The sequence below is a fragment of the Aquabacterium sp. A3 genome (assembly GCF_038069945.1).
Taxonomy (GTDB): Bacteria; Pseudomonadota; Gammaproteobacteria; order Burkholderiales; family Burkholderiaceae_C; genus Aquabacterium.
On the sequence record NZ_JBBPEV010000003.1, the window covers coordinates 55350 to 79061 of the forward strand.

Below are 23712 nucleotides of genomic sequence, written 5' to 3' on the forward strand. Positions count from 1 at the left end.
TTCAGCGTTGCACTGTCACTTCACGATGTCGTACGAGATCGGCATGTCGATGCTGCCATCGAGCATCTTCACGGGGCCCGAGGCCGTCGGGTTGATGTCGAAGTCGAAGATCTCGGTGGGCAGCCACAGCGTGGCGCAGGCGTTGGGGATGTCGACCACGCCGCTGATGTGCCCCTGCACCGGCGCTGTGCCCAGGATCGAATACGCCTGAGCCTTGGAGTAGCCGAACTTGGTCAGGTACTCGATGGCGTTCAGGCAGGCCTGGCGGTAGGCCACGTGCACGTCCAGGTAGTGCTGCTTGCCTTGCTCGTCCACCGAGATGCCCTCGAAGATCAGGTAGTCCTTGTAGTTGGGCGTGATGGGGCTGGGCTTGAAGATGGGGTTCTTGATGCCGTACTTGGCCATGCCGCCCTTGATCAGCGTGACGCGCATGTGCACCCAGCCGGCCATCTCGATGGCGCCGCAGAAGGTGATCTCGCCGTCGCCCTGGCTGAAGTGCAGGTCGCCCACGCTCAGGCCCGCGCCCTCCACGTACACGGGGAAGAAGATCTTGGAGCCGCGTGACAGGTCCTTGATGTCGCAGTTGCCGCCGTGTTCACGCGGGGGCACAGTGCGGGCGCCTTCGGCCGCAATCTTCTCTTTGACCTCGCCCGTGGCCTTGCCGGCGTGCGTGGTTTTGGCAAAGGGCGGGTTGGCCAGCGGCGGCACGCGATCCGGCTGGGTGGCGATGAAGTCCACCTCGCGCTCGTTCCACATGGCCAGCATCTTCGGGTCGGGCAGGCAGCCGATCAGGCCAGGGTGGATGAGGCCCGCGAACTCGACGCCGGGGATGTGGCGGCTCTTGGTGAACATGCCGTTGAAATCCCAGATGGACTTCTGTGCGTTGGGGAAGTGCTCGGTGAGGAAGCCGCCGCCGTTGTTCTTGCTGAAGAAGCCATTGAAGCCCCACAGGCTGTCGGGCTTGGCGCCGATGTCCAGCAGGTCCACCACCAGCAAGTCGCCAGGCTCGGCGCCCTTGACGCCCACCGGGCCCGACAAGAAGTGCACCGTGGTCAGGTCCACATCGCGCACGTCGTCGGCGCTGTCGTTGTTCTGGATGTAGCCGCCCGTCCAGTCGTAGGTCTCGAGCACGAAGTCGTCACCCGGGTTGACCCAGCAGGCCATCGGGATGTCGGGGTGCCAGCGGTTGTGCACCATCGGGTTGTTGTAGGGGGAGTCTTTGAGATCGACCTTGATCAGGGTTTCGGGCATGACGTGCTCCTTGGTACGAACGAATCAGACGGACAAATAGGCTTTGATGCGATCGGCATCCGTGTCGGCGCGGGTGGTTTCATGCACCAGCCGGCCGCCTTCAATCACGAACAGGCGGTCGGCCACGTCCATGGCGAAGCTCAGCACCTGCTCGCTCACGACGATGGTGATCTCGCGCAGCTTGCGGATCTCGTTGAGCGCCTTGGCGATGTCTTTGATGATCGAAGGCTGGATGCCTTCGGTGGGCTCATCGAGCAGCAGCACCTTGGGGTTGGTGACCAGGGCGCGTGCGATGGCGAGTTGCTGTTGCTGGCCGCCCGACAGGTTGCCGCCCTTGCGGTGCTTCATGTCGAACAGCACAGGGAACAGCGCATAGATCTCGTCGGGGATGCGTTTGTTCTTGGCATTCTCCAGACCGGTCTGGATGTTCTCTTCCACCGTCAGGGTGGGGAAGATCATCCGGCCCTGTGGCACGTAGGCGATGCCCTTTCTCACGCGCTGGTAGCTTTCGTCCTTCACAACGCTGCTGCCGGCCACGGTGATTTCGCCGGCCTTGGTGGGCAGCACCCCCATCAGGCTCTTGAACAGCGTGGTCTTGCCCATGCCGTTGCGGCCCATGATGGCCACGGTTTCGTTCTTGTTGGCCTCGAACGAAATGCCATGCAGCGCCTGGCTCTGGCCATAGGCCACGAACAGATCCTTGACTTCCAACATGCTGTGATCCTTTCTCTGGCCGATCAATGGCCGAGGTAGACGTCAATGACCTTGGGGTCGCTCTGAACCTGATCCATCGTGCCTTCGGCCAGGATCTTTCCCTGGTGCATCACCGTGACCTTGGAGGCGATCTGCTTGACGAAGTCCATGTCGTGTTCGATCACGATCATCGAGCGGCCCTTGCAGATGCGCTTGAGCAGGTCGGCAGTGAGCTCGCGCTCTTTGGCGCTCATGCCGGCGATCGGCTCATCCAGCATCAGCAGCTCAGGCTCTTGCATCAGCAACATGCCGATCTCCAGCCACTGCTTCTGGCCGTGGCTCAGCAGGCCGGCCTCGGTGTCGAGCTTGTCGGCCAGGCCGATTTCTTCGGCCACCACCTGCATCTTGGCCTTGACCTCGTCGGTGCACTTGAACGCCAGCGCACCCAGCACCGAGCGGCCCCGGGGGTACGACACTTCCAGGTTCTGGAAGACGCTGAGGTTCTCGTAAATGGACGGTGTCTGGAACTTGCGCCCCACACCAGCGCGCACGATGGCGTGCTCGGACTTCTTGGTCAGCTCTTGTTCCTTGAACTGGATGCTGCCCGTGCTGGACTTGGTCTTGCCGCAGATCAGGTCCAGCAGCGTGGTCTTGCCGGCGCCATTGGGGCCGATGATCACGCGCAGCTCGTTCTTGTCCACGTAGAGGTTGAGGCTGTCGATCGCCTTGAATCCATCGAAAGACACGGTGAGGTCTTCGATGTAGAGCACGAATTCCTTGGGGCTCATGGTCGGTTCCTTGCTGGTGTCGTTGGGTCAGGCCTGTTGTCCGCTCATGCCGCCTGGCAGGCCGCCCACGTCCTTGCCCGATTTCGGGGGCGGCGGCTCGGGGTAGCTGGCCTGGGCAAGCGCCACGCCTTCACGGATTGCTCGGCGTTCGATCTGCTTGCTGCGCCACCAGGGCTTGATCTTTTCTTCCCACAGACCGGCCAGGCCGTTGGGGAAGGCCATCGTCACGCCGATGAACAGGGCGGCCATCAGGAAGAGCCACAGATCGGGGGCGGATTCGGAGAAGTAGGTCTTGCCGAAGTTCACCAGCAAGGCGCCGTAGATGGCGCCCACCAGGCTCATGCGGCCACCCACGGCGGCATAGATGACCATCTCGATGGAGGGCACGATGCCCACAAAGGAGGGCGACATGAACCCCACCTGCAGCGAGAACATGGCGCCGCCGATGGCCGAGATGCCCGCCGACAGGCAGAACACGAAGACCTTGAACATGGACACGTCGTAGCCCGAGAAGCGCACACGGTCTTCCTTGTCACGCATGGCCAGCAGCAGCGTGCCGAGCTTGGACGACTGAACCCAGCGACACAGCAGCACACACGCGATCAGCAAGGCGCAGCACACGTAGTACAGCACCATGCGGGCTTCGTCGGTGCGGATGTCCCAGCCGTTCAGGGTCTTGAGGTCGGTGATGCCGTTGACGCCGCCGGTGTAGCCCTGCTGGCCGATGATCAGCACCGTCAGCACCAGGGCCACGGCCTGCGTGATGATGGCGAAGTACACACCGCCCACACGCCGCTTGAACATGGCAAAGCCGATGATGAAGGCCAGCAGCATGGGCACCGCCACCACGGCGATCAAGGCGAAGGCCAGGCTGTTGAACGGCTCCCACCACCAGGGCAGGGCGGTGAGCTGGTTCCAGTCCATGAAGTCGGGGATGCCGGGGGTGGACTGGATGCTGGTGCTTTCGGGGTCCGAGGCCTCCAGCTTCAGGAACATGGCCATGCAGTAGCCACCCAGGCCAAAGAACACCCCCTGGCCCAGGCTGAGGATGCCGGCGTGGCCCCACAGCATCACCAGGCCCAGTGCGACAAAGGCGTAGGTCAGGTACTTGCCCACCATGTTGAGCCGGAAGGCGTCCAGGCTCAGCGGGAACACCACCAGCAGCACCACGGCCAGCAGCAAGAGGCTGCCCAGTTTTTGTTGGTTCATCCAGTTTGTGATCGCATTCATGTTGATACTCCCGTGGCGATGTCAGCGGCGAACCTTGGAGGCGAACAGACCTTGTGGACGCAGCATGAGGATGCCGATCACCAGCAGCAGGGTCAGCACCTTGGCGTTCGATCCGCTCATGAAGAACTCCGAGATCGATTGCGTCTGGGCGATGCCGAACGCCGAAGCCACCGTGCCCAGCAGGCTGCCTGCGCCGCCGAAAGTGACCACCAGGAAGCTGTCGACGATGTAGAGCGAGCCGCTGGTGGGGCCGGTGGAGCCGATGGTGGTGAAGGCTGCGCCCGCCACGCCGGCGATGCCGCAGCCGATGGCAAAGGTCAGGCGGTCGGTTTGTTTGGTGTTGATGCCAATCGCGTTGGCCATCACCCGGTTGCTCACGGTGGCGCGCACCCGCAGGCCCCAGCGCGCCTTGTACAGCGCCACCAGCAGCAAGCCGGTCACCACCAGGGTCAGGCCCATCACGAACAGGCCGTTGATCGGGATGTCCAGTCCTTCAGCCGGCGCCCACGAGCCCATCAGCCAGTCGGGCAGGGTGGGGCTCACTTCCTTGGGGCCGAAGGTGGAACGAAACACCTGCTGCAGACCCAGGCTCAGGCCCCAGGTGGCCAGCAAGGTGTCCAGCGGGCGTTTGTACAGGTGCCGTATCAGCGCCCACTCCGTGAGCCACCCGGCAGCGAACGCGATCAGGAAGGCAGCCACGATGGCCACCGGAAAGTACATCTGGATCAGGCCCGGGGCAAAGCTCTCGGTGAGCACAGAGCCCAGGTAAATGGTGTAGGCGCCAATGGTCATGAACTCGCCGTGGGCCATGTTGATCACGCCCATCTGCCCAAAGATCACCGCCAGCCCCAGCCCCATGAGCAGCAACACCGAAAACAGGCTCAGCCCGGCAAAGCCTTGCATGAGCCCGATGTTGAACATGTCGGTCAAAGTCAAGTCCATCTTGATCACCCTCGCATCAGAAAAAACCTGCGCGGCCCGGCCAGCACAGGCGCGGGCCGCCGCAGGAAGCAGGTGGCATCCAAAGGGGCCACCTGCGCGCTCACACGGTCACTGATATCCCTTGGGGAAGGGGTTGGGTTCGATGAGCTCGGCCGATTCGGCCACCACCTTGAAGGTGCCGTCGGGCATGCCCTGGCCAATGCGGGCCTTGCTCCACAAGTGGTGGTTCTCGTGCACCTTCACATAGCCTTCGGGCGCGGTCTTCAGCTCGATGCCAGGCGAGGCGGCCACCACCTTGTCCACGTCGAAGCTGCCGGCCTTCTCCACCGCGGCCTTCCACAGCCACGGGCCCAGGTATGCGGCCTGCGTCACGTCGCCGATCACGGCCTTCGGCCCATAGGCCTTCTTGAACGCGGCCACGAAGGCCTTGTTGTTGGCGTTGTCCAGCGACTGGAAGTACTTCATCGAGCTGTAGAAGCCGGCGAAGTTTTCGCCACCCACGCCCGTCATTTCGTCCTCGGTCACCGACAGGGTCAGCAGGAACTGCTTGGCACCGGTGATGCCCGCGGCCTTGAGCTGCTTGTAGAAGGCCACGTTCGAGCCGCCCACCACGGCCGCGAAGATGCAGTCCGGGCGTGCGATCTTGATCTTGTTGATCAGCGAGTTGAAGTTGGTGTGACCCAGGGGGTAGTACTCCTCGCCCACCACCTTGCCCAGCTTGCCCACCGATTCGATGTGCTTGCGGGCGATCTTCATCGAGGTGCGCGGCCAGATGTAGTCCGAACCGACCAGGAAGAAGGTCTTGGCCTTCTTCTCTTTCGAGCCCCAGTCCAGCGACCAGATGATCTGCTGCGTGGCTTCCTGGCCCGTGTAGATCACGTTCTTGGACTGCTCCAGGCCTTCATAGAAGGTGGGGTAGTACAGCAGGCCGTTTTCTTTCTCGAAGATGGGCAGCACGGCCTTGCGCGACGCCGATGTCCAGCAGCCGAAGACGCAGGCCACCTTGTCGTTGACCAGCAGCTTCTTGGACTTCTCGGCGAAGGTGGGCCAGTCGGAGGCGCCGTCTTCCTTGATCACCTTGATCTTGCGACCCAGGATGCCGCCCATGGCGTTGATCTGGTCGATGGCCAGTTGTTCGGCCTGGATGGAGCCGGTTTCGGAAATGGCCATGGTGCCCGTGGCCGAGTGCAGCTGGCCCACGGTGACTTCGGTGTCGGTGATGGCCAGCTTGGTGGTGTTGACCTTCGCGGTCGGGAACTTCTGGGCGCTGGCCACGGCGGGCAGGCCGGCCACGGGCAGCGCGGCCAGGCCTTGCATCAGCAGGCGACGATGGCGGTCCATCTCGGTGCGCTGGGATGGGTTGTCGAACTGGTCATCACGGTCTTGGCTCATGAAAATGCTCCTTGCACAAAAAAGGGTTGCGCGTGTTGCGCATCGGTGCATGTCGTTCGCGGGATGCGTCACAGCGACCTGGGTGCAACGTTAAGGAGCCCTGGGTTTTCCATGAATACGTCAATTAACGTAGTGCACGCACATCGGGGGGTGCGCACACTGCTGGAGCGCTTCTTGCTGAAAGCATGTCTGCCGCGTTGTCCGGAGCCCGTTTGTGTCCGTTGCCCGACAGAAGATCTTTCGCATCCGCCGCGAATACAACTCCTGGGTTGCCAATGAAACCCTGGAGGACTATGCGCTGCGCTACACCCCGCGCACCTTCCGCAAGTGGAGCGAAATGCGCGTGGCCAACACGGCCTTTGGCGCGGTGTCGTTCCTGGCGCTGGAGGCCATCGGGGGGGCGATCGCCCTGAGCTACGGCTTCACCAACGCCTTGTGGGCCATCCTGGTGGTGGGGCTCATCATCTTCCTGACGGCGCTGCCCATCAGCTATTACGCGGCCAAGTACGGGCTGGACATGGACCTGCTCACGCGCGGGGCGGGCTTCGGTTATCTGGGCTCGACGCTGACATCCTTGATCTATGCCAGCTTCACGTTCATCTTCTTCGCGCTGGAGGCGGCCATCATGGCCTTGGCCATCCAGATGGTGTTCGACTGGCCGCTGGCCTTGTGTTATCTGATTTCCTCGTTGGTGGTCATTCCGCTGGTGACGCACGGCATCACCTTGATCTCGCGCCTGCAGATGTGGACGCAGCCCCTGTGGTTGGCCATGCTGGTGCTGCCCTTTGTGGTGATCGCCTGGAAGCAGCCCGACGCCTACGTGGACTTCACCAGCCTGTCGGGCCGGATCTCTGGCTCGTCGGATTTCGACCTGATCTCGTTCGGCATGGCCGCCACCGTGATCTTCTCGCTGGTGGTGCAGGTGGGTGAGCAGGTGGACTACCTGCGGTTCCTGCCAGAGAAGACGCGCGAAAACCGCTGGCGCTGGTGGGGGGCGGTGCTGGTGGCGGGCCCAGGCTGGATCGTGCCGGGCATGCTTAAGATGATCGCCGGGGCCTTTCTGGCCTTTCTGGTCATCCAGCGCGAGGTGCCCGTGGACAAGGCCATCGAGCCCACGCAGATGTACCTGGCGGCGTTCAGCGAGGTGTTCACGTCGTCCAGCTGGGCGCTGTGGGCCACCCTCATCTTTGTGATCGTCTCGCAGATCAAGATCAATGTCACCAACGCCTATGCCGGCTCGCTGGCCTGGTCCAACTTCTTTGCGCGTCTCACGCACAGCCACCCTGGGCGCGTGGTGTGGCTGGTGTTCAATGTGCTGATCGCCGTGTTGCTGATGACGCTGGGCGTGTTTGGCGCACTCGAGCATGTGCTGGGGCTGTACAGCAACGTGGCCATCGCCTGGGTGGGCGCCCTGGTGGCCGACCTGGTCATCAACAAGCCCCTGGGCTGGTCGCCGCGAGGCATCGAGTTCAAGCGCGCCCATCTTTATGACCTCAACCCGGTGGGGCTGGGTGCCACGATCCTGGCCGCCAGCGTGGCCATCGCGGGGCATGCGGGTCTGCTGGGCGAGGCCGTGCTGCCCTGGTCTCCGTTCATTGCGCTGGGCATCGCGTTGGTGGCCTCGCCGGTGCTGGCCTGGGCCACGCGGGGGCGCTTTTATCTGGCACGCCAACCCCGGCCGGTGTGGCGACCGGGCGAAATGGTCCGTTGCTCGGTGTGCGAAAACGAGTTCGAGTCCGAGGACATCGCCACCTGCCCTGCCTACGAGGCCCCCATCTGCTCCTTGTGCTGCACGCTCGAGTCGCGCTGCCACGATCGCTGCAAAAGCCGCTCTCGCGCGGCCGAGCAGGTCTCTGATGGCCTGGTGGCGCTCTTGCCTGTGCAGTTGTCGCGCCGCATGAACTTCCAGGTGGGGCACTACCTGGTGGTGTTCTTGTCGCTGGCGGCGCTGCTGGCGGCGGTGCTGGGCGTGGTGTATTACCAAGAGGGCGTGGTGCACACGGGCTTGCTGGCCGATGGCAGCATTGCTTCGGCGGCCTTGCAAGGCCCCTTCATCAAGGTGTATGCCCTGCTGCTGATGGTGGTGGCCGTGTGTGCGTGGTGGGTGGTGCTGGCCTCTGAAAGCCGGCGCATGGCGCAAGACGACAGCAACCGCCAGAACCAGCTGTTGCAGCAGGAAATCGACGCCCACCGACGCACCGATGCGGCCTTGCAGCAAGCCAAGGAGCTGGCCGAGGCGGCCAATCAGGCCAAGACCCGTTACGTGGCCGGCATGACCCACGAGCTGCGCACGCCGCTCAACAGCATCCTGGGCTACGCCCAGATCCTCATCAAGGGGCAGGGGCTCGATGCCCGTGGACGGCATGACGGACTGACCACCATCCAGCGCAGTGGCGAGCACCTCATGGGCTTGATCGACGGCCTGCTGGAGCTGGCCCGCATCGAGGCGGGCCGTTTGCGGCTGGAGCCTTCGCCCGTGCCCTTGCAGGCGTTTCTGGACGACGTGGTGCGCATGGTGAGGCCGCAGGCCGAGGCGCGCGGGCTGACGTTCGAGCTGCAGACCCGCGGCCGTGTGCCCGAGTGGGTGCAGGCCGATGCCAAGCGCCTGCGCCAGATCTTGCTGAACCTGCTGAGCAATGCGGTGCGCTTCACCGAACGTGGCAGCATCACGCTGCGCGTGGACGCCCGCCGTGAGGTCTTGCGTTTCGAGGTGCTGGACACCGGCATGGGCATCGCCCCTCAGGATCTGGACCGCATCTTTCTGCCCTTCGAGCGTGGTCGTGGGGGGCGCCGCATCGGTGAAACCGGCACAGGCCTGGGCCTGACCATCACCCACTTGCTGACCGAGCTCATGGGCGGAGAGTTGTCGGTGCGCAGCCAGCTGGGTGTGGGCAGCACGTTCATCGTGCGGCTGTACCTGCGCGAGATCTCTGCGCCCGTGCAGGCCCCGCTGGCGGTGGACGGACTGCCAGACCCCGTGGGCTTGCGGTCCATCGTGGGCTATGAAGGCCCGCGCCGCACCTTGCTCGTGGTGGACGATCAGCCCATCCAGCGGCACATGCTGGCGGGCATGCTCTTGCCGCTGGGTTTTGTGGTGCGCGAGGCGGCCAGTGGCAGCGAGGCGCTCGAAAGCGTGCGCAGCGATCCGCCTGATGCCCTCTTGCTGGACATCAGCATGGACGACATGGACGGCTGGGCCACGGCGCGCGCGCTGCGTGCCAGCGGGGTGACGTCGCTGCCCATCATCATCGTGTCGGCCAATGTGTTCGAGAACCGGCCCGAGAACCTGGAGGCGGCGTCCTGCCAGGCCTTTGTGGGCAAGCCCGTGATGGAGTCCGAGCTGCTGCGGGCCCTGGGCAGTGCCTTGGGGCTGAACTGGGTGACCCGCCACACCCAGGTGCCAGGCCACCGCCTCGGCAGCACGGCGCCACCGTCCGAGGTGGCGTCTGCCCTCGGTTCCTCAGATGTGCCCGCGCCGCCCGCCGACGCCGTCTGGGAGCTGAGCCGCCTGGCGCGCAAAGGACACGTGCAAGCCTTGCGCGAATCCTTGGCGGACTGGCGCCGCACGCACCCCGATCATGAGCCCCACTGGGTGCGCCTGCATGGCTGGATCGATGCCTTTGAACTGGATGCCGTGACGGCTTACCTGAGCCCATTTGTGGAGGAGGATCCGATCGATGAACCCCAAGCGTGAACAGCATGCCGGGACCGTGCTGGTGGTGGACGATGTGCCAGACACCTTGCGCATGCTGTGCGACGCCCTGATGCAGGAGGGCTACACCGTCCTGGTGGCCCGTGATGGCGAGCAGGCGCTGGAGCGGCTGGCGGCCATCGAGCCTGATGCCATCCTGATGGACGCGGTGATGCCCGGGCTCTCAGGGTTCGAGACCTGTCAGCGCATCAAGGCCCATGCCGTGTGGTCGGCCATTCCCGTCATCTTCATGACGGGCTTGTCCGACACGGCCGATGTGGTGGCCGGCTTCGACGCCGGCGGGGTGGATTACGTGGTCAAACCCGTGCGCATCGAAGAGGTGCTGGCCCGACTGAGCACCCATGTGCGCAATGCACGGGCCGCGCGTGAGGCCTGGCAGCGTGCCAGCGAGGCGGCCGCCCAACCCAGCCTGGCCGAGGCCGCCGTGTTGTCGCGGCTGGAAGAAGCCGCCCTGACGCCCCGTGAAACCGAAGTGCTGACCTGGGTGGCCCGGGGCAAGACCAACCGGGACATTGCCGACATCCTGGGCATGAGCCACCGCACGGTCAACAAGCACCTGGAACACATCTTCGAAAAGCTGGGTGTGGAAACCCGCGCTGCGGCGGCGGCCCTGGCCAGCCCCGTGCTGGCGGGCGGGGCCGGGGGGACTGGTGCGGCCTGAGCCCCGGTGCTACATTGCCAAGACCAATTTCAAACTGAGGAGAGTCGCATGCGCACCTGCCTGCCAACCTTGGGCGCCCTGGTCCTGGCGCTGAGTTCCAGTGTGGCGTCGGCCAACCTGCTTTACACCTTTGACAACGATGCGCAAGGGGTGACGTCCACCGGGGCGATTCTCACCGAGGGCTCGGGGTTTCTGACGCTGCAGGACATTGACGGAGCCGACATGGCGGTGTACTTGCCATCGGCTGACCTGGTCAACGGGTTGCAGTACCTGGGTGGCACGCTCTCATTTGATGCCATCAACCTCAATGGCGCCAGCAACGACTGGTTCTCGTTCGGCACGGTGCGCTTGAGTGGCGGTGGTCAGTTCGTCGAACTCGACATCGTGCCCGGCGCCGAGCCTGGCGGTGCATGGCAAACGTACGCCGTGGCGCTGGACGAAGCCACCTGGGGGCCCAGCCTGTCGGTGGTGCTGGCGCAGTTGTCCGGTGTGAGCATCACGCTGGAGTCGCACATTGGCTACGACAACAGCAATGGCGGCTTTGAACTCAATGGTGTGGACAACATCCGCCTGGCCGCTGCCGTGCCCGAGCCAGGCACTTGGGCGCTGGCCCTGGCCGGCCTGGCGATGCTGCCCTGGGTGGCCCGTCGTCAGTTGGCGAAGCGCCACTGAGGCCGGCCGCCCACGTCAAACTCAGGCTTTATTGCGCTTGAACAGTTTGCCCAGGCCGCCCAGCAAGGCGATACCGCCCAGCAGGATCACTTTGGCGAACTTGGCCAGAAAGGCCGCGGCCATGGCAAAAAAGCCCAACTTCTTCGCCGCCACGCCACCCACCAGCGCCGCCAACCCGTACTCTGCAACCTTGTCGGTTGACGAGTCGAAGTCGGCGTAGCGCTTGCCATCGCTGAAGCTCAGTGCGGCCAACAAGGTCTGAGCATGCGCTTTGTCCTGTGGGATGTCTGCCAGCGCGGTGATGAGGTTGAGCGTGATGTAGCCATCACGGCCCAAGGCATAGGTGTTGTAGTTGATGCTCATGGGGGCGTCTGCTGGGTCTCCCTTGTGGCGAGCCGACATGGACCACACCAGGCGATGGGTGTCGTTGCTGTAGTTGGGACGCTCCACCCAGTCAACGATCTCCAGTTCTGCGTGACCGTTCTTGCGGCGCTCTTCGTTGGCCGCCTCGGTGCCTTCTTTCAGGCTCTTGAAAAGATCGTCGACGTTCCAGTTTCGGGCATCGTCGTCCTGGATGTATCCAGATTCCTCGAATTCGGCGACGACCATCCAGTGCTGGTCATCGGCTTGCGGGAAGATCAGGCCCAGCTCTCGTGAGTCGGTGTGGTTGCCCATGGCCTGCATCAACTTGCTGGCAGCAGGCTCCGGCACCCACACGTAACCGGCCGGCAGCTTCAGCGTAGCCTGGTCGCGCAAGAGGATGTCGGCGGGCCCCACGATTTGCGCCGCCTCGACTTCGCGCAGGATGTCAGCCATCTGCTCGTCGCGCTGGCTGGCCCCAGCCGGTGACGCCAGAGCCAGGGTGATGGCCATCACCCCCGCCATGCCGATCCAAGAAAAAATGCGTGTCACCGCCTGCCGGACGGCGTTCAATGTGCAGATCATGCCCTGCTCCCTGTCTACTGTTTTCTGATGAATCAGCTTAACAGAACCAGGTGACGCTTTGAACAGCGTGGCGGTGGCCTTCAGTCGCTCCAGCAGACCTGCTGGCGTCCATCGAGGTGGCGAACCACGCCACCGTGTACGCTCAGTTGCTCATCGACCAGCCAGCGCACCGCCTGCGGGTAGATCTGGTGCTCTTGGACCAGCACTCGCGCAGCCAGCGTGTCGGCCGTGTCGTCGGCCCGTACCGGCACCGCTGCTTGCAGGATGATGGGGCCGTGGTCCAACTCGGGCGTCACGAAGTGCACCGTGGCACCGGCCAGCTTGCAGCCCGCCTCGATGGCCCGCTGGTGCGTGTGTAGCCCCGGGAAGGCCGGCAGCAGCGAGGGGTGGATGTTGAGCAGCCGGCCTTCGTAACGGCGCACAAAACCCTCGGTGAGGATGCGCATGAACCCGGCCAGCACCACCACGTCGGGCTGAAATCCATCGATCACCTGGGCCAACTCGGTGTCGAAGGCCTCACGGCTGCCAAAGGCCTTGTGGTCGACCACCGCCGTGGCGATGCCGTGAGCCGCCGCAAACTGCAGGCCGGAGGCGTCGGCCTTGTTGCTGATGACGGCGGCGATGCGGGCGGGCCAGCCTTCGCGCTGGCAGGCGTGCACGATGGCTTCCATGTTGGAGCCGCGGCCGCTGATGAGGATGACGATGGATTTCATGGTGAGCCCGGGATTTTAGCGGGGCGCCTAAAATGGCGGGATGACCCAACGCGTCCTCACCGGCATCACCACCACCGGCACCCCCCACCTCGGCAATTACGTGGGGGCCATCCGCCCCGCCATCGCGGCCAGCCGCGAGCCCGGCGTGGAGAGCTTCTTCTTCCTGGCGGATTACCACGCCCTCATCAAGTGTGACGACCCGGCGCGCATCGCCCGGTCGCGGCTGGAGATCGCCGCCACCTGGCTGGCCGCCGGCCTGGACACCGAGCGCGTCACGTTCTACGCACAAAGTGACATCCCCGAGATCACCGAGCTGAACTGGCTGCTGACCTGCGTGACCGCGAAGGGGCAGATGAACCGCGCCCACGCCTACAAGGCGTCGGTGGACGCCAATGTGGCCAAGGGAGAAGACCCCGACGCCGGCGTGACGATGGGCCTGTACTGCTACCCGGTGCTGATGGCCGCCGACATTTTGATGTTCAACGCGCACCGCGTGCCCGTGGGCCGCGACCAGGTGCAGCACATCGAGATGGCGCGGGACGTGGCCCTGCGCTTCAACCACCTGTACGGCGCCGGCAAAGAGCTGTTTGTGCTGCCCGAGGCCGAGATCGAAGAGGCCGTGGCCACCTTGCCCGGGCTGGATGGCCGCAAGATGAGCAAGAGCTACGACAACACCGTGCCCTTGTTCGAGGGGGGCCCCAAGGCCCTGAAAGACGCCGTGGCCCGCATCGTGACCGACTCCAAGCTGCCGGGCGAGCCCAAAGAGCCCGAGGGTGCCCACCTGGTCACGATCTTTGATGCCTTCGCCGATGCCGGGCAGCGCGAGGCGTTCCGTGCCGATTTGCGCGCCGGCCTGGCCTGGGGTGAGGCCAAGCAGCGCCTGGTGGACCTGATCGAAGCCCATGTGGGGCCCATGCGCGAGCGCTATGCCGAGTTGGTGGCCCACCCGGCTCAGATCGAATCGGTGTTGCAGGCCGGGGCCGACAAGGCCCGTGCGCGCGCCACGCCGTTCCTGAAGGAGTTGCGCCACGCCGTGGGCCTGCGCCGCATGGTGGCGTCGGGCGCGGTGCAGACCGACGCACCGTTGACCGCCAAGCCAGCGGCGCCCGTGTTCAAGCAATACCGCGAGGCCGACGGGCAGTTTTATTTCAAGTTGAGCACCTCAGCCGGGGACACCTTGCTGCAAAGCCAGGCCTTTGCCGACGGCCGCGAGGCCGGGCAGTGGGTGAAGCGATTCAAGCAAGAAGGCGCCGCACCCTTGGGGGATGCACCCGTGTCGCTGGCCGACGGCGTGGCGCAGGCCGATGTCATCGCCGCGCTGGATGCACTTCAAGCCCACGAGGTCGAACTGGCGGCTGCCAAGGCCGCCAATCTGGCCGCAAATCGGGCCGCCAACAAGTCAGGAACCTGAGGTGGCCGGCATCCACATCACCGACATGGAGTCGGCGATCAACTGGTGGCGCGAGAAAGAGCGTGCCACGCCGGCAGGCTTGCTGGAGTTGGGCCCTGAGGTGCAGGCCTTGGCGCAGGTCTATGCGCTGATGGTGTACTACCGCGAGACCGAGTGCGACGAAGACTCCATGCCGCGCCAGGCTTACCGAGCGTGGCTGGCCTGGTACGACACCACGCAAGACACCCCCTGCATCGCGATCTGCTCCACCAGCCAGGGCGACGACCTGTGCAAGGGCTGCGGGCGCACCTTCGACGAGGTGCAGCTGTGGCCCGAAATGAGCCCGGCCGAGAAGCGCGCCACCTGGCGGCGCATCACGATCGAGTCCAGCGCCTGGCGCTTCAACCGCTACGCGGAGCGCGCGCCAGATCAGGCGGGCCGCACCACGTCGTCCGACTGATCGGCCGGGACGACGGTCGAGACGGTGGAGGCGGGCACGGGGCGGCCCTTGAGGCGGTCGCGCACCACCTTGGCCATGAAGGGGCCGATGGTCTTCAGGAAGGCCCACAGGTCGGCGCGGGCAATGCACGGCAGTTCGGTGCCTTGGGCCCAGGTGGGGTTCAGGCGCTCGAAGTGACGGATGTCCGGGTCGCGGCGCATGGCGTCGGTGATGTCGGCCACCTCGGGCTTGAGGCGGTTGGCATCGTCACCAAACTCCAGCAGCATGGTGTCGCGGTTGAGCTTGCCCGGGAACATCGCTTCGCAGTACTCGGCCACCATGTCGGTCATGGCCGGGTTGTCTTCGCCACGGCGAGGGTAGTAATCAGGGAAGTTGCGGGCCATCAGCAGGTAGGTTTTGTAGCCCTTGCTGATCAGCAGCCAGTACTGGGGCGTGAGCGGGGCCTTGAGGGCCTCGATGAAGATGCGCCAGGCGAACGCCTTTTGCAGGGTGCGCGAGCCCCGGTGCGCACCTTCGATGATGGTGTCGCCACTGAACAGGCCCTTGGCCTTGCGGCCGGCCAGCTGAAACTCGTACACGCCCAGGGTGGAGAAGCCCACGATCTCGCCCGTGTCGCGGCGGCGCACGATGAAGGCGCCATCCTTGCGTGACAGGTCGTCCAGAAAGGTGTCCAGCGGGCTGCTGGCGTAGTGGGCCTCGAACAGTGCGTGCATGCGCAGGATGTCTGGCAGGCTGAGGGTGCGAACTTTCTGGTAGCGGGTGGTCAGCATGATGTTGGCGCTTTATGTGTCGTTGTGTCAGTGAATGTTCCTTCACGACGCCGCGCCGCCTCACCGGGTTTCTCTGTACGAATCTCGATAAACGCTCACTCGGGGGGTGTTTGAAATGTGCGCTATTTCACTAGGTAGATGGGTCAATCGTTCGTTTGAAACGGGGGTATGGGGTGGTGCCCTGTCGGATAGCGCTCTTTGGCCGGCTGGCCCTCCAGCGGCGGCATGTCGATGGTCTGTTCGGGCACCTGCTGGTCGGGGAGGTGGTCCAGCAGGTGGCGGATCAGGGTGAGCCGGCCCAGGCGCTGGTCGTTGAAGTCCACCAGCGTCCAGGGGGCCTGTTCGGTGTGGGTGGCTTTGAGCATGGCGTTGCGCGCCTGGCCATACTCGGCGTACTTGGTGCGGGCCACCACGTCCACCGGCGACAGCTTCCAGCGTTTCAGCGGGTCGTCCAGGCGTTCGGCAAAGCGTTGTTCTTGCTCGGCCTGGTCCACACACAGCCAGTACTTGAACAGCAAGATGCCGTCGTCGGTCAGCATGCGCTCGAACAAGGGGGCCTCGCGCAGGAAGCGCTTGTATTCCTCGTCGGTGCAAAAGCCCATCACCTTTTCCACCCCGGCCCGGTTGTACCAACTGCGGTCGAACAGCACCACGTTGCCGGCCGAGGGCAGGTGGGGCACGTAGCGCTGGAAGTACCACTGGCTGCGCTCCAGCTCAGAGGGCTTGCTCAGCGCCACCACCTGGCAGCGACGAGGGTCCAGCACCTCGGAGATGGCCCGGATGACACCGCTTTTGCCCGCCGTGTCGCGGCCCTCGAAGATCACCAACAGGCGCTTGTGGTGGTGGGCCAGCCAGCGTGACATCTGCAGCAGTTCGTGCTGCATGGGCTCCAGGGCGGCTTCGTAGTCTTTGCGGTTGAGGCGGGTGGAAGCGGTCTTTGATGGTTTTGCCATTTGAAAATCCTCGCCCGGTGGGCTGTTCGCTTTGATCCAGATCATGGGCGCGTTTCTTTCCGCGATCCACGTTCTCAAGTTTGAATTGGCGCGGTCGTAACACCGGTCGTCAAACCGATCGGACATGCACATGATGAACCTGTTTGCCTCCAGCCGGCCTCAGTCGGGCACCTTCGATGGGCAGTCCTTGCCCGGCTCGTTGCGCCAGATGGGGGTCAAGGGCCGTTCAGGTGTCCTGGCGGTGTTCGTGCCGCCCCGGGTGGACCTGGCGCGGGTCAATCAGGCGCTGCAGGCGATGGCCCCGCAGGACATGACCGTGGTTTGTCTGTCGTCCACCGGCGCCTTGTGCAGCCAGACGGGTTCGGTGTACTGCGATGCCGAGGGTCCTCGCTGCAGCTGGATGTTCCTGCCGTCCGGGCTGGTGGTCCGACATGAGTTGCATGTGATCGATTTGAACGTGCAAGGTCCGCATGACGCCAGGGCCCGCGTGGCGGCCATCCGTCAGGGACTGGACCGTGTTCAGGTGGGCATGCCCTTGTCGGCCGATCGCCACTTTGCCCTGGTGTACTGCGACGGGGTGTCTGCGTCTGAAGGTTTTCTGATGCAGGCCTGGTACGCCAGTGCCCGCTTCCCGTGTCTGGCCATCGGCGGCTCGGCCGGCGGTGCGCTGGAGTGGGGCAAAACCTTCATCGGCACGCGCCAGGGGGTGTTGCAGCACCAGGCGGTGGTGATCTTTTGTGAAATGGCCGCCGGCAAGTCGTTTGCGCCGTTCAAGAGCCAGAACTTCGAGCCCACCAACAAGAGCTGGCTGGTGGCGCAGGCCGACCCCGTGTCGCGCACGGTCAGCACGGTGTTTGATGATCAACACCGCCCTCAGCCCATCACCGAGGCCTTGTGCGCGCATTTTCAGTGCGCCCCAAGTCAGTTGGTGCAGCGCCTGAGCGACCATACCTTCGCGGTTCAGGTGGACAAGTCCTACTTCATCCGCTCGGTCGCGAGCATGGGTGACGACTGCATCACCTTCTTTTGCGACCTGGAGTTTGGCGACCGCCTGCACCTCATGCGCGCCACCCGTTTTGTGGACAGCACAGAGCGCGACTGGCAGCAGTTTCTGTCAGGCAAGCCCAAGCCGTCGGGGGTGCTGATCAACGACTGCGTGCTGCGGCGGGTGAACAACGCCCAGGCGCTGGGGCAGGCCCATTTTTTCCAGGGGGTGCCTGCGGCCGGTTTTTCCAGCTTTGGCGAGGTCATGGGGGTGCCCATCAACCAGACGCTGACCGCCTTGGTGTTCTTCGACGGTGATGCGCGCGCCATGACCCGGTTTCCGGTGGATTACGCGGCCTACTCGGCCCACTACGCTCAACGGGCCTTGTACCGTTGGGAGGCCCTGCACACCATCCAGTCGGACATGGTGAACCGCATCGTGCGGTACCAGCAGGGCATCGAGCCCTTGTTGCAGGCCTTGCCCCGCCTGGAGCAGGCCACCTCCACCCAGTCCGACGCGCTGGACCTGGCGGAAAACAGCATCCGCAGCCTCAGCGACACGGCCTCGCAAACGCAGGATGCCCAGCGCAACCTGGGCACCGAGCTGACCGAGCTGGAGCGCATCTCCAACGGCATCAGCCAGATCACCCACGGCATCAGCCGCATCGCTGATCAGACCAATCTGCTGGCGCTCAACGCGGCGGTGGAGGCGGCCAGGGCAGGGGAGTCTGGCCGGGGCTTTTCGGTGGTGGCCGATGAGGTGCGTCGCCTGGCGCAATCGTCCAAAAGCCAGGCCGACGCCACCCGCAAGGACATTGACGGCGCGGTGGACGCCATCGCCCGCATCCGGGAGGTGGCGGCGCGCACGGTCGAAACCACCCAGGGCATGGCCAGCCAAAGCATGTCGGCGGCCGATCGCATTGCCTTGATGAGCGCGCAGACCAGCGAAGAACGCCGCAACATCACGGAGGCGATCGGCAAGCTCAAGGACCTGGCGCGCAGCGTGGATGCGATGAACGAAAGCGTGGAGCAGGTGGCCATGCTGACGCGCCTGGCGTCCACATGATGGGGACTTGAGCGCTTCGGGAGCCCGCAGCCTCGATAGAATCGAGGCATGAGCGACGCCCCTTCCGATTCCACCCACAAGCCCACCAACTTCCTGCGCGGCATCATCGACCGCGATCTGGAGCAGGGCACCTACGCCAGCCGCCGCTGGGCCGGCACGCCAGGCGATGCGGCCCACCACGAGGCGGGCCAGCCCGATCCGGCCAAGATCCGCACCCGGTTTCCGCCCGAGCCCAACGGCTACCTGCACGTGGGCCACGCCAAGAGCATCTGCCTGAACTTTGGCCTGGCGCGTGATTACGGTGGCGTCTGCCACATGCGCTTTGACGACACCAACCCCGAAAAGGAAGAGAAGGAGTACGTGGACTCCATCCTGGACGCGGTGACGTGGCTGGGCTTTGGCTGGACGTCGAGCTTCAACGGGCAGGCCGAGAGCCACCTGTACTACGCCAGCAACTACTTCGACTTCATGTACCGCGCGGCCGAGGCGCTGATTGCCGCCGGCCTGGCGTATGTGGACGAGCAGACGCCCGAAGAGATGAAGAAAAACCGCGGCGACTTCACCACGCCCGGCACCGACAGCCCTTTCCGCAGCCGCACGCCGGACGAGAACCTGGCGCGTTTCCGCGAGATGCGTGACGGCCAGCTGGCCGACGGCGCCGCCGTGCTGCGCGCCAAGATCGACATGGCCAGCCCCAACATCAACATGCGGGACCCGGCCATCTACCGGATCAAGCGGGCCACGCACCACAACACGGGCGATGCCTGGTGCATCTACCCGATGTACACCTTCGCGCACCCCATCGAAGACGCGCTGGAGCAGATCACGCATTCGATCTGCACGCTGGAGTTTGAAGACCAGCGGCCGTTTTACGACTGGTTGCTGGACAACCTGGCCACGCTGGGCCTGCTCAAGCAACCGGTGCCGCGCCAGTACGAGTTTGCGCGCCTGAACCTCACCTATGTCATCACCTCCAAGCGCAAGCTGAAAGCGTTGGTGGACGAGGGTGTGGTGACCGGCTGGGACGACCCCCGCATGCCCACCATCGTGGGCTTGCGTCGTCGTGGCTACACCCCCGAGGCCATCCAGTTGTTCGCCGAGCGCATCGGCGTGAGCAAGGCCGACAGCTGGATCGACTACAGCACGCTGGACATCGCCCTGCGCGACGACCTGGAGGGCAAGGCCCACCGGGGCATGGCCGTGCTCGACCCCGTCAAGCTGGTGCTCACCAACTGGGACGAGGTGATGAGTGCCGGCCACCTGGAGCCTTGCTCGCTGCCTGCGCTGCCGCACCCGCCCGAAGGCGTGGAGTCGCCGGTGCGGCATTTCACGCTGGGCCGCGAAGTGTGGATCGAGCGCGAAGACTTCGAAGAGGTGCCGCCCAAGGGCTACAAGCGCCTGTTCCCGGGCAACAAGGTGCGCCTGAAGGGCGGCTTCGTCATCGAATGCACGGGCTGCGCCAAGGACGCCGATGGGCGCGTGACCGAGGTGCTGGCCACCGTGGTGCCCGACACCAAGAGCGGCACGCCCGGCGCCGACAGCGTCAAGGTCAAGGCCGCCATCACCTGGGTGGGCGCGGCCGATGGCGTCGAGGCCGAGGTGCGCCTGTACGACCGCCTCTTCACCGACCCGCATCCCGATGCGGGCGGCAAGGACTTCAAGGCCAGCCTGAACCCCGACAGCGTGAAGGTGGTCAAGGCCTACGTCGAGCCCTCGCTGGCGGCGGCTCAGCCTGACCAGAAGTTCCAGTTCGAGCGCTTTGGCTATTTTGTGGCCGACCGCGTGGACCACGCCGCGGGCCGACCGGTCTTCAACAAGATCACGGGCCTGAAAGACGGCTGGAAATGAGCCTGAGCGCCGGTCTGCGCCGCCAACTGCTGGTGCTGGCCGGGCTGGTGTGTCTGGGCCTGGGCGGCCTGGGGGTGGTGCTGCCAGGGCTGCCCACCACGCCCTTTGTGCTCTTGGCCGCGGCCTGTTTTGCCAAGGCCTCGCCCCGTTTGCACGGCTGGCTGATCAACCACCGCTGGATGGGCCCGATGGTGCGCGACTGGGAGGCCCACCACAGCCTGCCCATGCGCATCAAGGTGCTGGCCATCGGCACGATGGTGCTGATGGTGGGCTTGTCGGTGTGGCAGCTGGGCGGGCGACCCTGGGTGCAGGGTGCCATCGCCATGGCGGGGGTGGTGGGGGTGATCGTGGTGGCGCGCATTCCCACGCGCCAGGCGGCGCCTCCCCCCTGAGGGGGGCTCAGTAGTGGGGCGGCAACTCGTCGCGCAGGCTTCTGAACGTGGGCCCCTGTGCCGCGCTGCCCAGTTGGTCGCGCAGTGACCGCAACTCGTGAACCAGTGCGTCGATCGTTGCCTGCTGGCGCGCCACCGTGAGGTTCAGCGTGTCCAGCAGATCGTCCGCATAGGTCAGCTTCAGTTCGAGCTCGGTGACGCGCTGCTCCAGGGCGTCCGGGCCTGCGGTGGTGGCGTTGGCGTTGACGCGAGAGGAGGTCATGGCATCTGATCGGGTTCGGTCAAGGGGTGGCGGCGGGCCTGTCGCTGGCGCTGCATGGCCAGCAGTCGATCCCGCTCTGCGTCGGTGGCGCCAGGGCCGGGCAGCACGGTCACGTCCCGAGGTCGAACCGGGCGACCGGTGGTGGTTTGCAAGGCCATCGCGCCCAGCGGTTCCTGGGTCACGCGGTCGACCAGCGTGACCGCAGGCCCTTCGGGCGGCGCCTCGTGTCGGTCGCCCCATTGGGTGAGGGCCACCAGCACCGGCAAGAGGTCGCGGCCCTTGTCCGTCAGGGCATACGACAAGGCCTTGCCGTTCTGGCTGGTCTGCAGCACCTCCAGCACCCCGTGGGTCACCAGGCGGCTCAGGCGCTGGCTGAGGATGTTGGGCGCAATGCCCAGGCGGGCTTCAAACTCGCCGAACCGGCGCGCACCCCAGAAGGCTTCCCGCACGATGAGCAGCGTCCACCACTCGCCGATCACGTCCAGTGACCGGGCGATGGAACAGCGCATGTGGGCAAAACTGCTGCGTGACATGGGCGACATTGTAGGCTTCGCCCCAGTTGCTTGCATCACGAAAGTAAATGGCTTAGGATATTTGCTTTCAATTTGCAAGTAGATGTGGGGTTGATGATGGCCGAGATCGCCTTGTTCGTTCATTCCACGGGCACGGGCCCGTTCATGTGGAACCGCCTGCTGGCCCAGCGCCCCGAGGGGCTGACGCCCTTGACGCCCACCAACCGGGGCTACAGCCTGGCCGATGCCGTGCCTCGGGGACAGCCGGTGAGCCTGGCTGACGAGGTGGCGCACCTGCGGGCGCAGATTCCGCCGGGCACCGCGGCCGTGCACCTGGGCGGGCATTCTTATGGCGGTCTGGCGGCCCTGACCCTGGCGCTGGACCCGACCCTGCCGGTGCGATCGGTGTGGCTCTACGAGCCGGTGTTGTTTGGGGCCTTGCGCGCCGACCTGTCCAGCCTGCCGGCGGATGCGGCCGCAGACGTGCGCCACCTGTTTGAGGGCGAACACCCGATGCTGGACGACGAGACGGGTGGCCTGGCCCTTTGGCTGGAGCGTTTTGTGGACTACTGGAATCAGCCGGGCGCCTGGGCCGCCATGAGCGACAAGGCCCGGCAGATGGCGCAGTTCGTGGGCTGGAAGATGTACCAGGAGGTGAGGGCCGTGTCGATCACGGCCGAGCCTTTTGACCACTATCGCTTGTCCGTGCCGCTGACCCTCGTGCGGGGTGAGCGCTCGCCCGCGCCCACCCGCGAGATGGTGCAGCGTCTGGCGGCCGTGAACCCGCAGGCCCAGGTGGAGGTGTTGTCGGGCCTGGGGCACATGTCCTTGATGAGCCACCCGGAGCAGGTGCTGCCGACCCTGCAACGGCACTGGCGTCGGGCCATGGCGTGACCCTGGATTGACGTGCCTGCGTTCACGGTTTTGTCGTGCCACGCCGGGTGCGCCAGCGCCAGCGTGCGTACGATGTGCTCATGGACAATGCACCCACTCTTCACACACGCCCTGCCCGCGGCACCCGCCATGTGGCCGTGATCGGGGCAGGCATGGCCGGCCTGAGTTGCTCCACCGCCTTGCACCACGCGGGCTGCCGCGTCACCGTGCTGGACAAAAGCCGTGGTCCGTCAGGCCGCATGAGCACGCGCCGTGCCGAGGGCTGGCAATGTGACCACGGTGCGCAGTACTTCACCGCCCGCCACCCAGCGTTCGCCACGCAGGTGCAGGCCTGGGCGGACGCGGGTTGCGTGGCGCCCTGGTCGCCCCGTTTGCGGGCGTGGTCACGCGAGGCGGGCTGGAGTCAGCCGGGTGAGGCCGTGACACGCTGGGTGGGTGTGCCACGCATGACCGCGCCGGCGGCCAGCCTGGTGGGGGCCTTGCAGGCTGCAGGGCATGTGCTGCACCTGCAGCACACGGTCACCGGCCTGCTGAGGGGGCCCCAGGGCTGGCAAGTGCAGGTGGCCGAGGCCGATGCGCCGGGCATGGGCACGGCGTTCGATGCCGTCGTGCTGGCCGTGCCGTCGCCCCAGGCTGCGCCCTTGCTGCGCCCGGTGGCGCCGTCGTGGGCCGCTGGGGTGCAGGCCGTGCGCATGCGCGGCAGTTGGGCCTTGATGGTGCGTTTTGAGCGGCCACAGGCCGCCACGTTGGGCTGGGAGGCGGCGTTCGTCAACACCCCGCCTTTGCGCTGGGTGGCCTGTGACAGCCACAAGCCTGGACGCCCCTTGGGCGTGGAAACCTGGTCATTGCACGCCGACGCCGACTGGAGTGATGCGCACATTGACGATGAGCCCGACACCGTGGCGGCCGCCATGCTGGCCGCTGCGGCCGAACTGGGCTTGCCCGCACCAGCCGCCTGGACAGCGCACCGGTGGCGTTACGCCGACACGGCGCCGCAGCCCGTGCGTCCGGAGGTCTGGGATCCGGCGCTGCGGCTGGGTCTGTGTGGCGACTGGATCAACGAGGGCAAGGTGGAGGGCGCCTGGCTGAGCGGGCAGGAACTGGCACGCACCATGCTGTCATCCGGGCTGTGATAGAACCGATGGGCTGCTGAGGTGCCATCGCGCCTGAACCTGTCTCACG

The 23712-nt window shown here is 65.2% G+C and carries 22 protein-coding genes; 10 read left to right on the plus strand and 12 right to left on the minus strand.

Features of this window, described 5'->3' with window-relative positions; genetic code table 11:
* Positions 1 to 15: 15 nt before the first annotated feature.
* The 6 genes from fmdA to urtA form a co-directional block, all read right to left on the minus strand.
* On the minus strand, positions 16 to 1251 hold the full coding sequence (fmdA, locus tag WNB94_RS11895) for a formamidase (RefSeq protein ID WP_341390626.1): 1236 nt from the start codon (positions 1249 to 1251) through the stop codon (positions 16 to 18).
* A gap of 24 nt (positions 1252 to 1275) precedes the next feature.
* A complete protein-coding gene (gene urtE / locus WNB94_RS11900; RefSeq protein ID WP_341390627.1) occupies positions 1276 to 1965 on the minus strand; it encodes an urea ABC transporter ATP-binding subunit UrtE in 690 nt (229 codons plus the stop codon).
* 23 nt (positions 1966 to 1988) lie between these two features.
* Complete coding sequence (gene urtD, locus WNB94_RS11905) at positions 1989 to 2732, minus strand: urea ABC transporter ATP-binding protein UrtD (RefSeq protein WP_341390628.1); 744 nt, start codon at positions 2730 to 2732, stop codon at positions 1989 to 1991.
* Positions 2733 to 2759: 27 nt separating this feature from the next.
* A complete protein-coding gene (urtC, locus tag WNB94_RS11910) occupies positions 2760 to 3962 on the minus strand; it encodes an urea ABC transporter permease subunit UrtC (protein ID WP_341390629.1) in 1203 nt (400 codons plus the stop codon).
* A 21-nt stretch (positions 3963 to 3983) separates the two neighbouring features.
* Positions 3984 to 4898, minus strand: a complete 915-nt coding sequence (gene urtB, locus WNB94_RS11915) for an urea ABC transporter permease subunit UrtB (protein WP_341390850.1) — start codon at positions 4896 to 4898, stop codon at positions 3984 to 3986.
* A 114-nt stretch (positions 4899 to 5012) separates the two neighbouring features.
* Positions 5013 to 6245 (minus strand): urea ABC transporter substrate-binding protein, encoded by a 1233-nt coding sequence (gene urtA, locus WNB94_RS11920; protein WP_341390851.1) that lies wholly within the window; start codon positions 6243 to 6245, stop codon positions 5013 to 5015.
* A 265-nt stretch (positions 6246 to 6510) separates the two neighbouring features.
* On the opposite strand from urtA, the gene WNB94_RS11925 reads away from it, so the two are divergent.
* The 3 genes from WNB94_RS11925 to WNB94_RS11935 are packed head-to-tail and all read left to right on the plus strand — an operon-like array spanning position 6511 to position 11341.
* Positions 6511 to 9990, plus strand: coding sequence for a hybrid sensor histidine kinase/response regulator (locus tag WNB94_RS11925; RefSeq protein WP_341390630.1), 3480 nt, complete (start codon positions 6511 to 6513; stop codon positions 9988 to 9990).
* Positions 9974 to 10669 carry a response regulator gene (locus tag WNB94_RS11930; protein ID WP_341390631.1) on the plus strand — a complete coding sequence of 232 codons (696 nt, stop codon included), beginning with the start codon at positions 9974 to 9976 and terminating at the stop codon, positions 10667 to 10669. The genes WNB94_RS11925 and WNB94_RS11930 overlap by 17 nt, the downstream gene beginning before the upstream one ends.
* 48 nt (positions 10670 to 10717) lie before the next feature.
* The gene (locus WNB94_RS11935; RefSeq protein WP_341390632.1) at positions 10718 to 11341 is read left to right on the plus strand and encodes a PEP-CTERM sorting domain-containing protein; all 624 of its coding nucleotides are present in this window, start codon (positions 10718 to 10720) and stop codon (positions 11339 to 11341) included.
* Positions 11342 to 11362: 21 nt separating this feature from the next.
* Here WNB94_RS11935 and WNB94_RS11940 read toward each other — a convergent pair whose 3' ends face one another.
* The gene (locus WNB94_RS11940) at positions 11363 to 12286 is read right to left on the minus strand and encodes a DUF2167 domain-containing protein (protein ID WP_341390633.1); all 924 of its coding nucleotides are present in this window, start codon (positions 12284 to 12286) and stop codon (positions 11363 to 11365) included.
* An 80-nt stretch (positions 12287 to 12366) separates the two neighbouring features.
* A complete protein-coding gene (purN, locus tag WNB94_RS11945; RefSeq protein WP_341390634.1) occupies positions 12367 to 12999 on the minus strand; it encodes a phosphoribosylglycinamide formyltransferase in 633 nt (210 codons plus the stop codon).
* Between the two features lie 40 nt (positions 13000 to 13039).
* Between purN and WNB94_RS11950 the strand changes: the two genes are divergently transcribed.
* Complete coding sequence (locus tag WNB94_RS11950) at positions 13040 to 14410, plus strand: tryptophan--tRNA ligase (protein WP_341390635.1); 1371 nt, start codon at positions 13040 to 13042, stop codon at positions 14408 to 14410.
* A 1-nt stretch (position 14411) separates the two neighbouring features.
* Complete coding sequence (locus tag WNB94_RS11955) at positions 14412 to 14849, plus strand: DUF3717 domain-containing protein (protein ID WP_341390636.1); 438 nt, start codon at positions 14412 to 14414, stop codon at positions 14847 to 14849.
* On the opposite strand, the gene WNB94_RS11960 is transcribed toward WNB94_RS11955, so the two are convergent.
* Positions 14819 to 15619 carry a hypothetical protein gene (locus WNB94_RS11960; RefSeq protein WP_341390637.1) on the minus strand — a complete coding sequence of 267 codons (801 nt, stop codon included), beginning with the start codon at positions 15617 to 15619 and terminating at the stop codon, positions 14819 to 14821. The genes WNB94_RS11955 and WNB94_RS11960 overlap by 31 nt on opposite strands.
* A 143-nt stretch (positions 15620 to 15762) precedes the next feature.
* Positions 15763 to 16572, minus strand: coding sequence for a polyphosphate kinase 2 (ppk2, locus tag WNB94_RS11965; protein ID WP_341390638.1), 810 nt, complete (start codon positions 16570 to 16572; stop codon positions 15763 to 15765).
* Between the two features lie 130 nt (positions 16573 to 16702).
* Here ppk2 and WNB94_RS11970 point away from each other — a divergent pair, with 130 nt between their 5' ends.
* From WNB94_RS11970 to WNB94_RS11980, 3 genes are read left to right on the plus strand one after another with little or no spacing between them, the layout of a single operon-like run.
* Positions 16703 to 18622 carry a methyl-accepting chemotaxis protein gene (locus WNB94_RS11970; RefSeq protein WP_341390639.1) on the plus strand — a complete coding sequence of 640 codons (1920 nt, stop codon included), beginning with the start codon at positions 16703 to 16705 and terminating at the stop codon, positions 18620 to 18622.
* A 48-nt stretch (positions 18623 to 18670) separates the two neighbouring features.
* A complete protein-coding gene (locus tag WNB94_RS11975) occupies positions 18671 to 20470 on the plus strand; it encodes a glutamine--tRNA ligase/YqeY domain fusion protein (RefSeq protein WP_341390640.1) in 1800 nt (599 codons plus the stop codon).
* Positions 20467 to 20862, plus strand: a complete 396-nt coding sequence (locus tag WNB94_RS11980) for a YbaN family protein (RefSeq protein WP_341390641.1) — start codon at positions 20467 to 20469, stop codon at positions 20860 to 20862. The genes WNB94_RS11975 and WNB94_RS11980 overlap by 4 nt, the downstream gene beginning before the upstream one ends.
* Positions 20863 to 20869: 7 nt before the next feature.
* Here the strand turns inward: WNB94_RS11980 and WNB94_RS11985 are convergent, their stop codons facing one another.
* Together WNB94_RS11985 and WNB94_RS11990 are read right to left on the minus strand one after the other, a co-directional pair.
* Positions 20870 to 21124: a SlyX family protein gene (locus tag WNB94_RS11985; protein WP_341390642.1), complete on the minus strand. Its 255-nt coding sequence runs from the start codon at positions 21122 to 21124 to the stop codon at positions 20870 to 20872.
* Positions 21121 to 21633, minus strand: a complete 513-nt coding sequence (locus WNB94_RS11990) for a winged helix-turn-helix transcriptional regulator (RefSeq protein ID WP_341390643.1) — start codon at positions 21631 to 21633, stop codon at positions 21121 to 21123. Before WNB94_RS11990 ends, WNB94_RS11985 begins: the two co-directional genes overlap by 4 nt.
* Before the next feature lie 117 nt (positions 21634 to 21750).
* On the opposite strand from WNB94_RS11990, the gene WNB94_RS11995 reads away from it, so the two are divergent.
* Positions 21751 to 22530 (plus strand): alpha/beta fold hydrolase, encoded by a 780-nt coding sequence (locus tag WNB94_RS11995; protein WP_341390644.1) that lies wholly within the window; start codon positions 21751 to 21753, stop codon positions 22528 to 22530.
* A gap of 80 nt (positions 22531 to 22610) precedes the next feature.
* Positions 22611 to 23663 (plus strand): NAD(P)/FAD-dependent oxidoreductase, encoded by a 1053-nt coding sequence (locus tag WNB94_RS12000; protein ID WP_341390645.1) that lies wholly within the window; start codon positions 22611 to 22613, stop codon positions 23661 to 23663.
* Positions 23664 to 23712 lie beyond the last annotated feature (49 nt).

What these genes read in the sequence shown, in the direction of transcription:
- WNB94_RS11940 (WP_341390633.1), bottom strand. Translation starts at nt 12,286, where the DNA reads ATGATCTGCACATTGAACGCCGTCCGGCAGGCGGTGACACGCATTTTT.
- WNB94_RS11995 (WP_341390644.1), top strand. Translation starts at nt 21,751, where the DNA reads ATGATGGCCGAGATCGCCTTGTTCGTTCATTCCACGGGCACGGGCCCG.
- WNB94_RS11950 (WP_341390635.1), top strand. Translation starts at nt 13,040, where the DNA reads ATGACCCAACGCGTCCTCACCGGCATCACCACCACCGGCACCCCCCAC.
- WNB94_RS11980 (WP_341390641.1), top strand. Translation starts at nt 20,467, where the DNA reads ATGAGCCTGAGCGCCGGTCTGCGCCGCCAACTGCTGGTGCTGGCCGGG.
- ppk2 (WP_341390638.1), bottom strand. Translation starts at nt 16,572, where the DNA reads ATGGCAAAACCATCAAAGACCGCTTCCACCCGCCTCAACCGCAAAGAC.
- urtA (WP_341390851.1), bottom strand. Translation starts at nt 6,245, where the DNA reads ATGGACCGCCATCGTCGCCTGCTGATGCAAGGCCTGGCCGCGCTGCCC.
- WNB94_RS11930 (WP_341390631.1), top strand. Translation starts at nt 9,974, where the DNA reads ATGAACCCCAAGCGTGAACAGCATGCCGGGACCGTGCTGGTGGTGGAC.
- urtD (WP_341390628.1), bottom strand. Translation starts at nt 2,732, where the DNA reads ATGAGCCCCAAGGAATTCGTGCTCTACATCGAAGACCTCACCGTGTCT.
- WNB94_RS11975 (WP_341390640.1), top strand. Translation starts at nt 18,671, where the DNA reads ATGAGCGACGCCCCTTCCGATTCCACCCACAAGCCCACCAACTTCCTG.
- fmdA (WP_341390626.1), bottom strand. Translation starts at nt 1,251, where the DNA reads ATGCCCGAAACCCTGATCAAGGTCGATCTCAAAGACTCCCCCTACAAC.
- urtE (WP_341390627.1), bottom strand. Translation starts at nt 1,965, where the DNA reads ATGTTGGAAGTCAAGGATCTGTTCGTGGCCTATGGCCAGAGCCAGGCG.
- WNB94_RS11990 (WP_341390643.1), bottom strand. Translation starts at nt 21,633, where the DNA reads ATGCGCTGTTCCATCGCCCGGTCACTGGACGTGATCGGCGAGTGGTGG.
- WNB94_RS11985 (WP_341390642.1), bottom strand. Translation starts at nt 21,124, where the DNA reads ATGACCTCCTCTCGCGTCAACGCCAACGCCACCACCGCAGGCCCGGAC.
- WNB94_RS11960 (WP_341390637.1), bottom strand. Translation starts at nt 15,619, where the DNA reads ATGCTGACCACCCGCTACCAGAAAGTTCGCACCCTCAGCCTGCCAGAC.
- WNB94_RS11935 (WP_341390632.1), top strand. Translation starts at nt 10,718, where the DNA reads ATGCGCACCTGCCTGCCAACCTTGGGCGCCCTGGTCCTGGCGCTGAGT.
- urtC (WP_341390629.1), bottom strand. Translation starts at nt 3,962, where the DNA reads ATGAATGCGATCACAAACTGGATGAACCAACAAAAACTGGGCAGCCTC.
- WNB94_RS11970 (WP_341390639.1), top strand. Translation starts at nt 16,703, where the DNA reads ATGATGAACCTGTTTGCCTCCAGCCGGCCTCAGTCGGGCACCTTCGAT.
- purN (WP_341390634.1), bottom strand. Translation starts at nt 12,999, where the DNA reads ATGAAATCCATCGTCATCCTCATCAGCGGCCGCGGCTCCAACATGGAA.
- WNB94_RS12000 (WP_341390645.1), top strand. Translation starts at nt 22,611, where the DNA reads ATGGACAATGCACCCACTCTTCACACACGCCCTGCCCGCGGCACCCGC.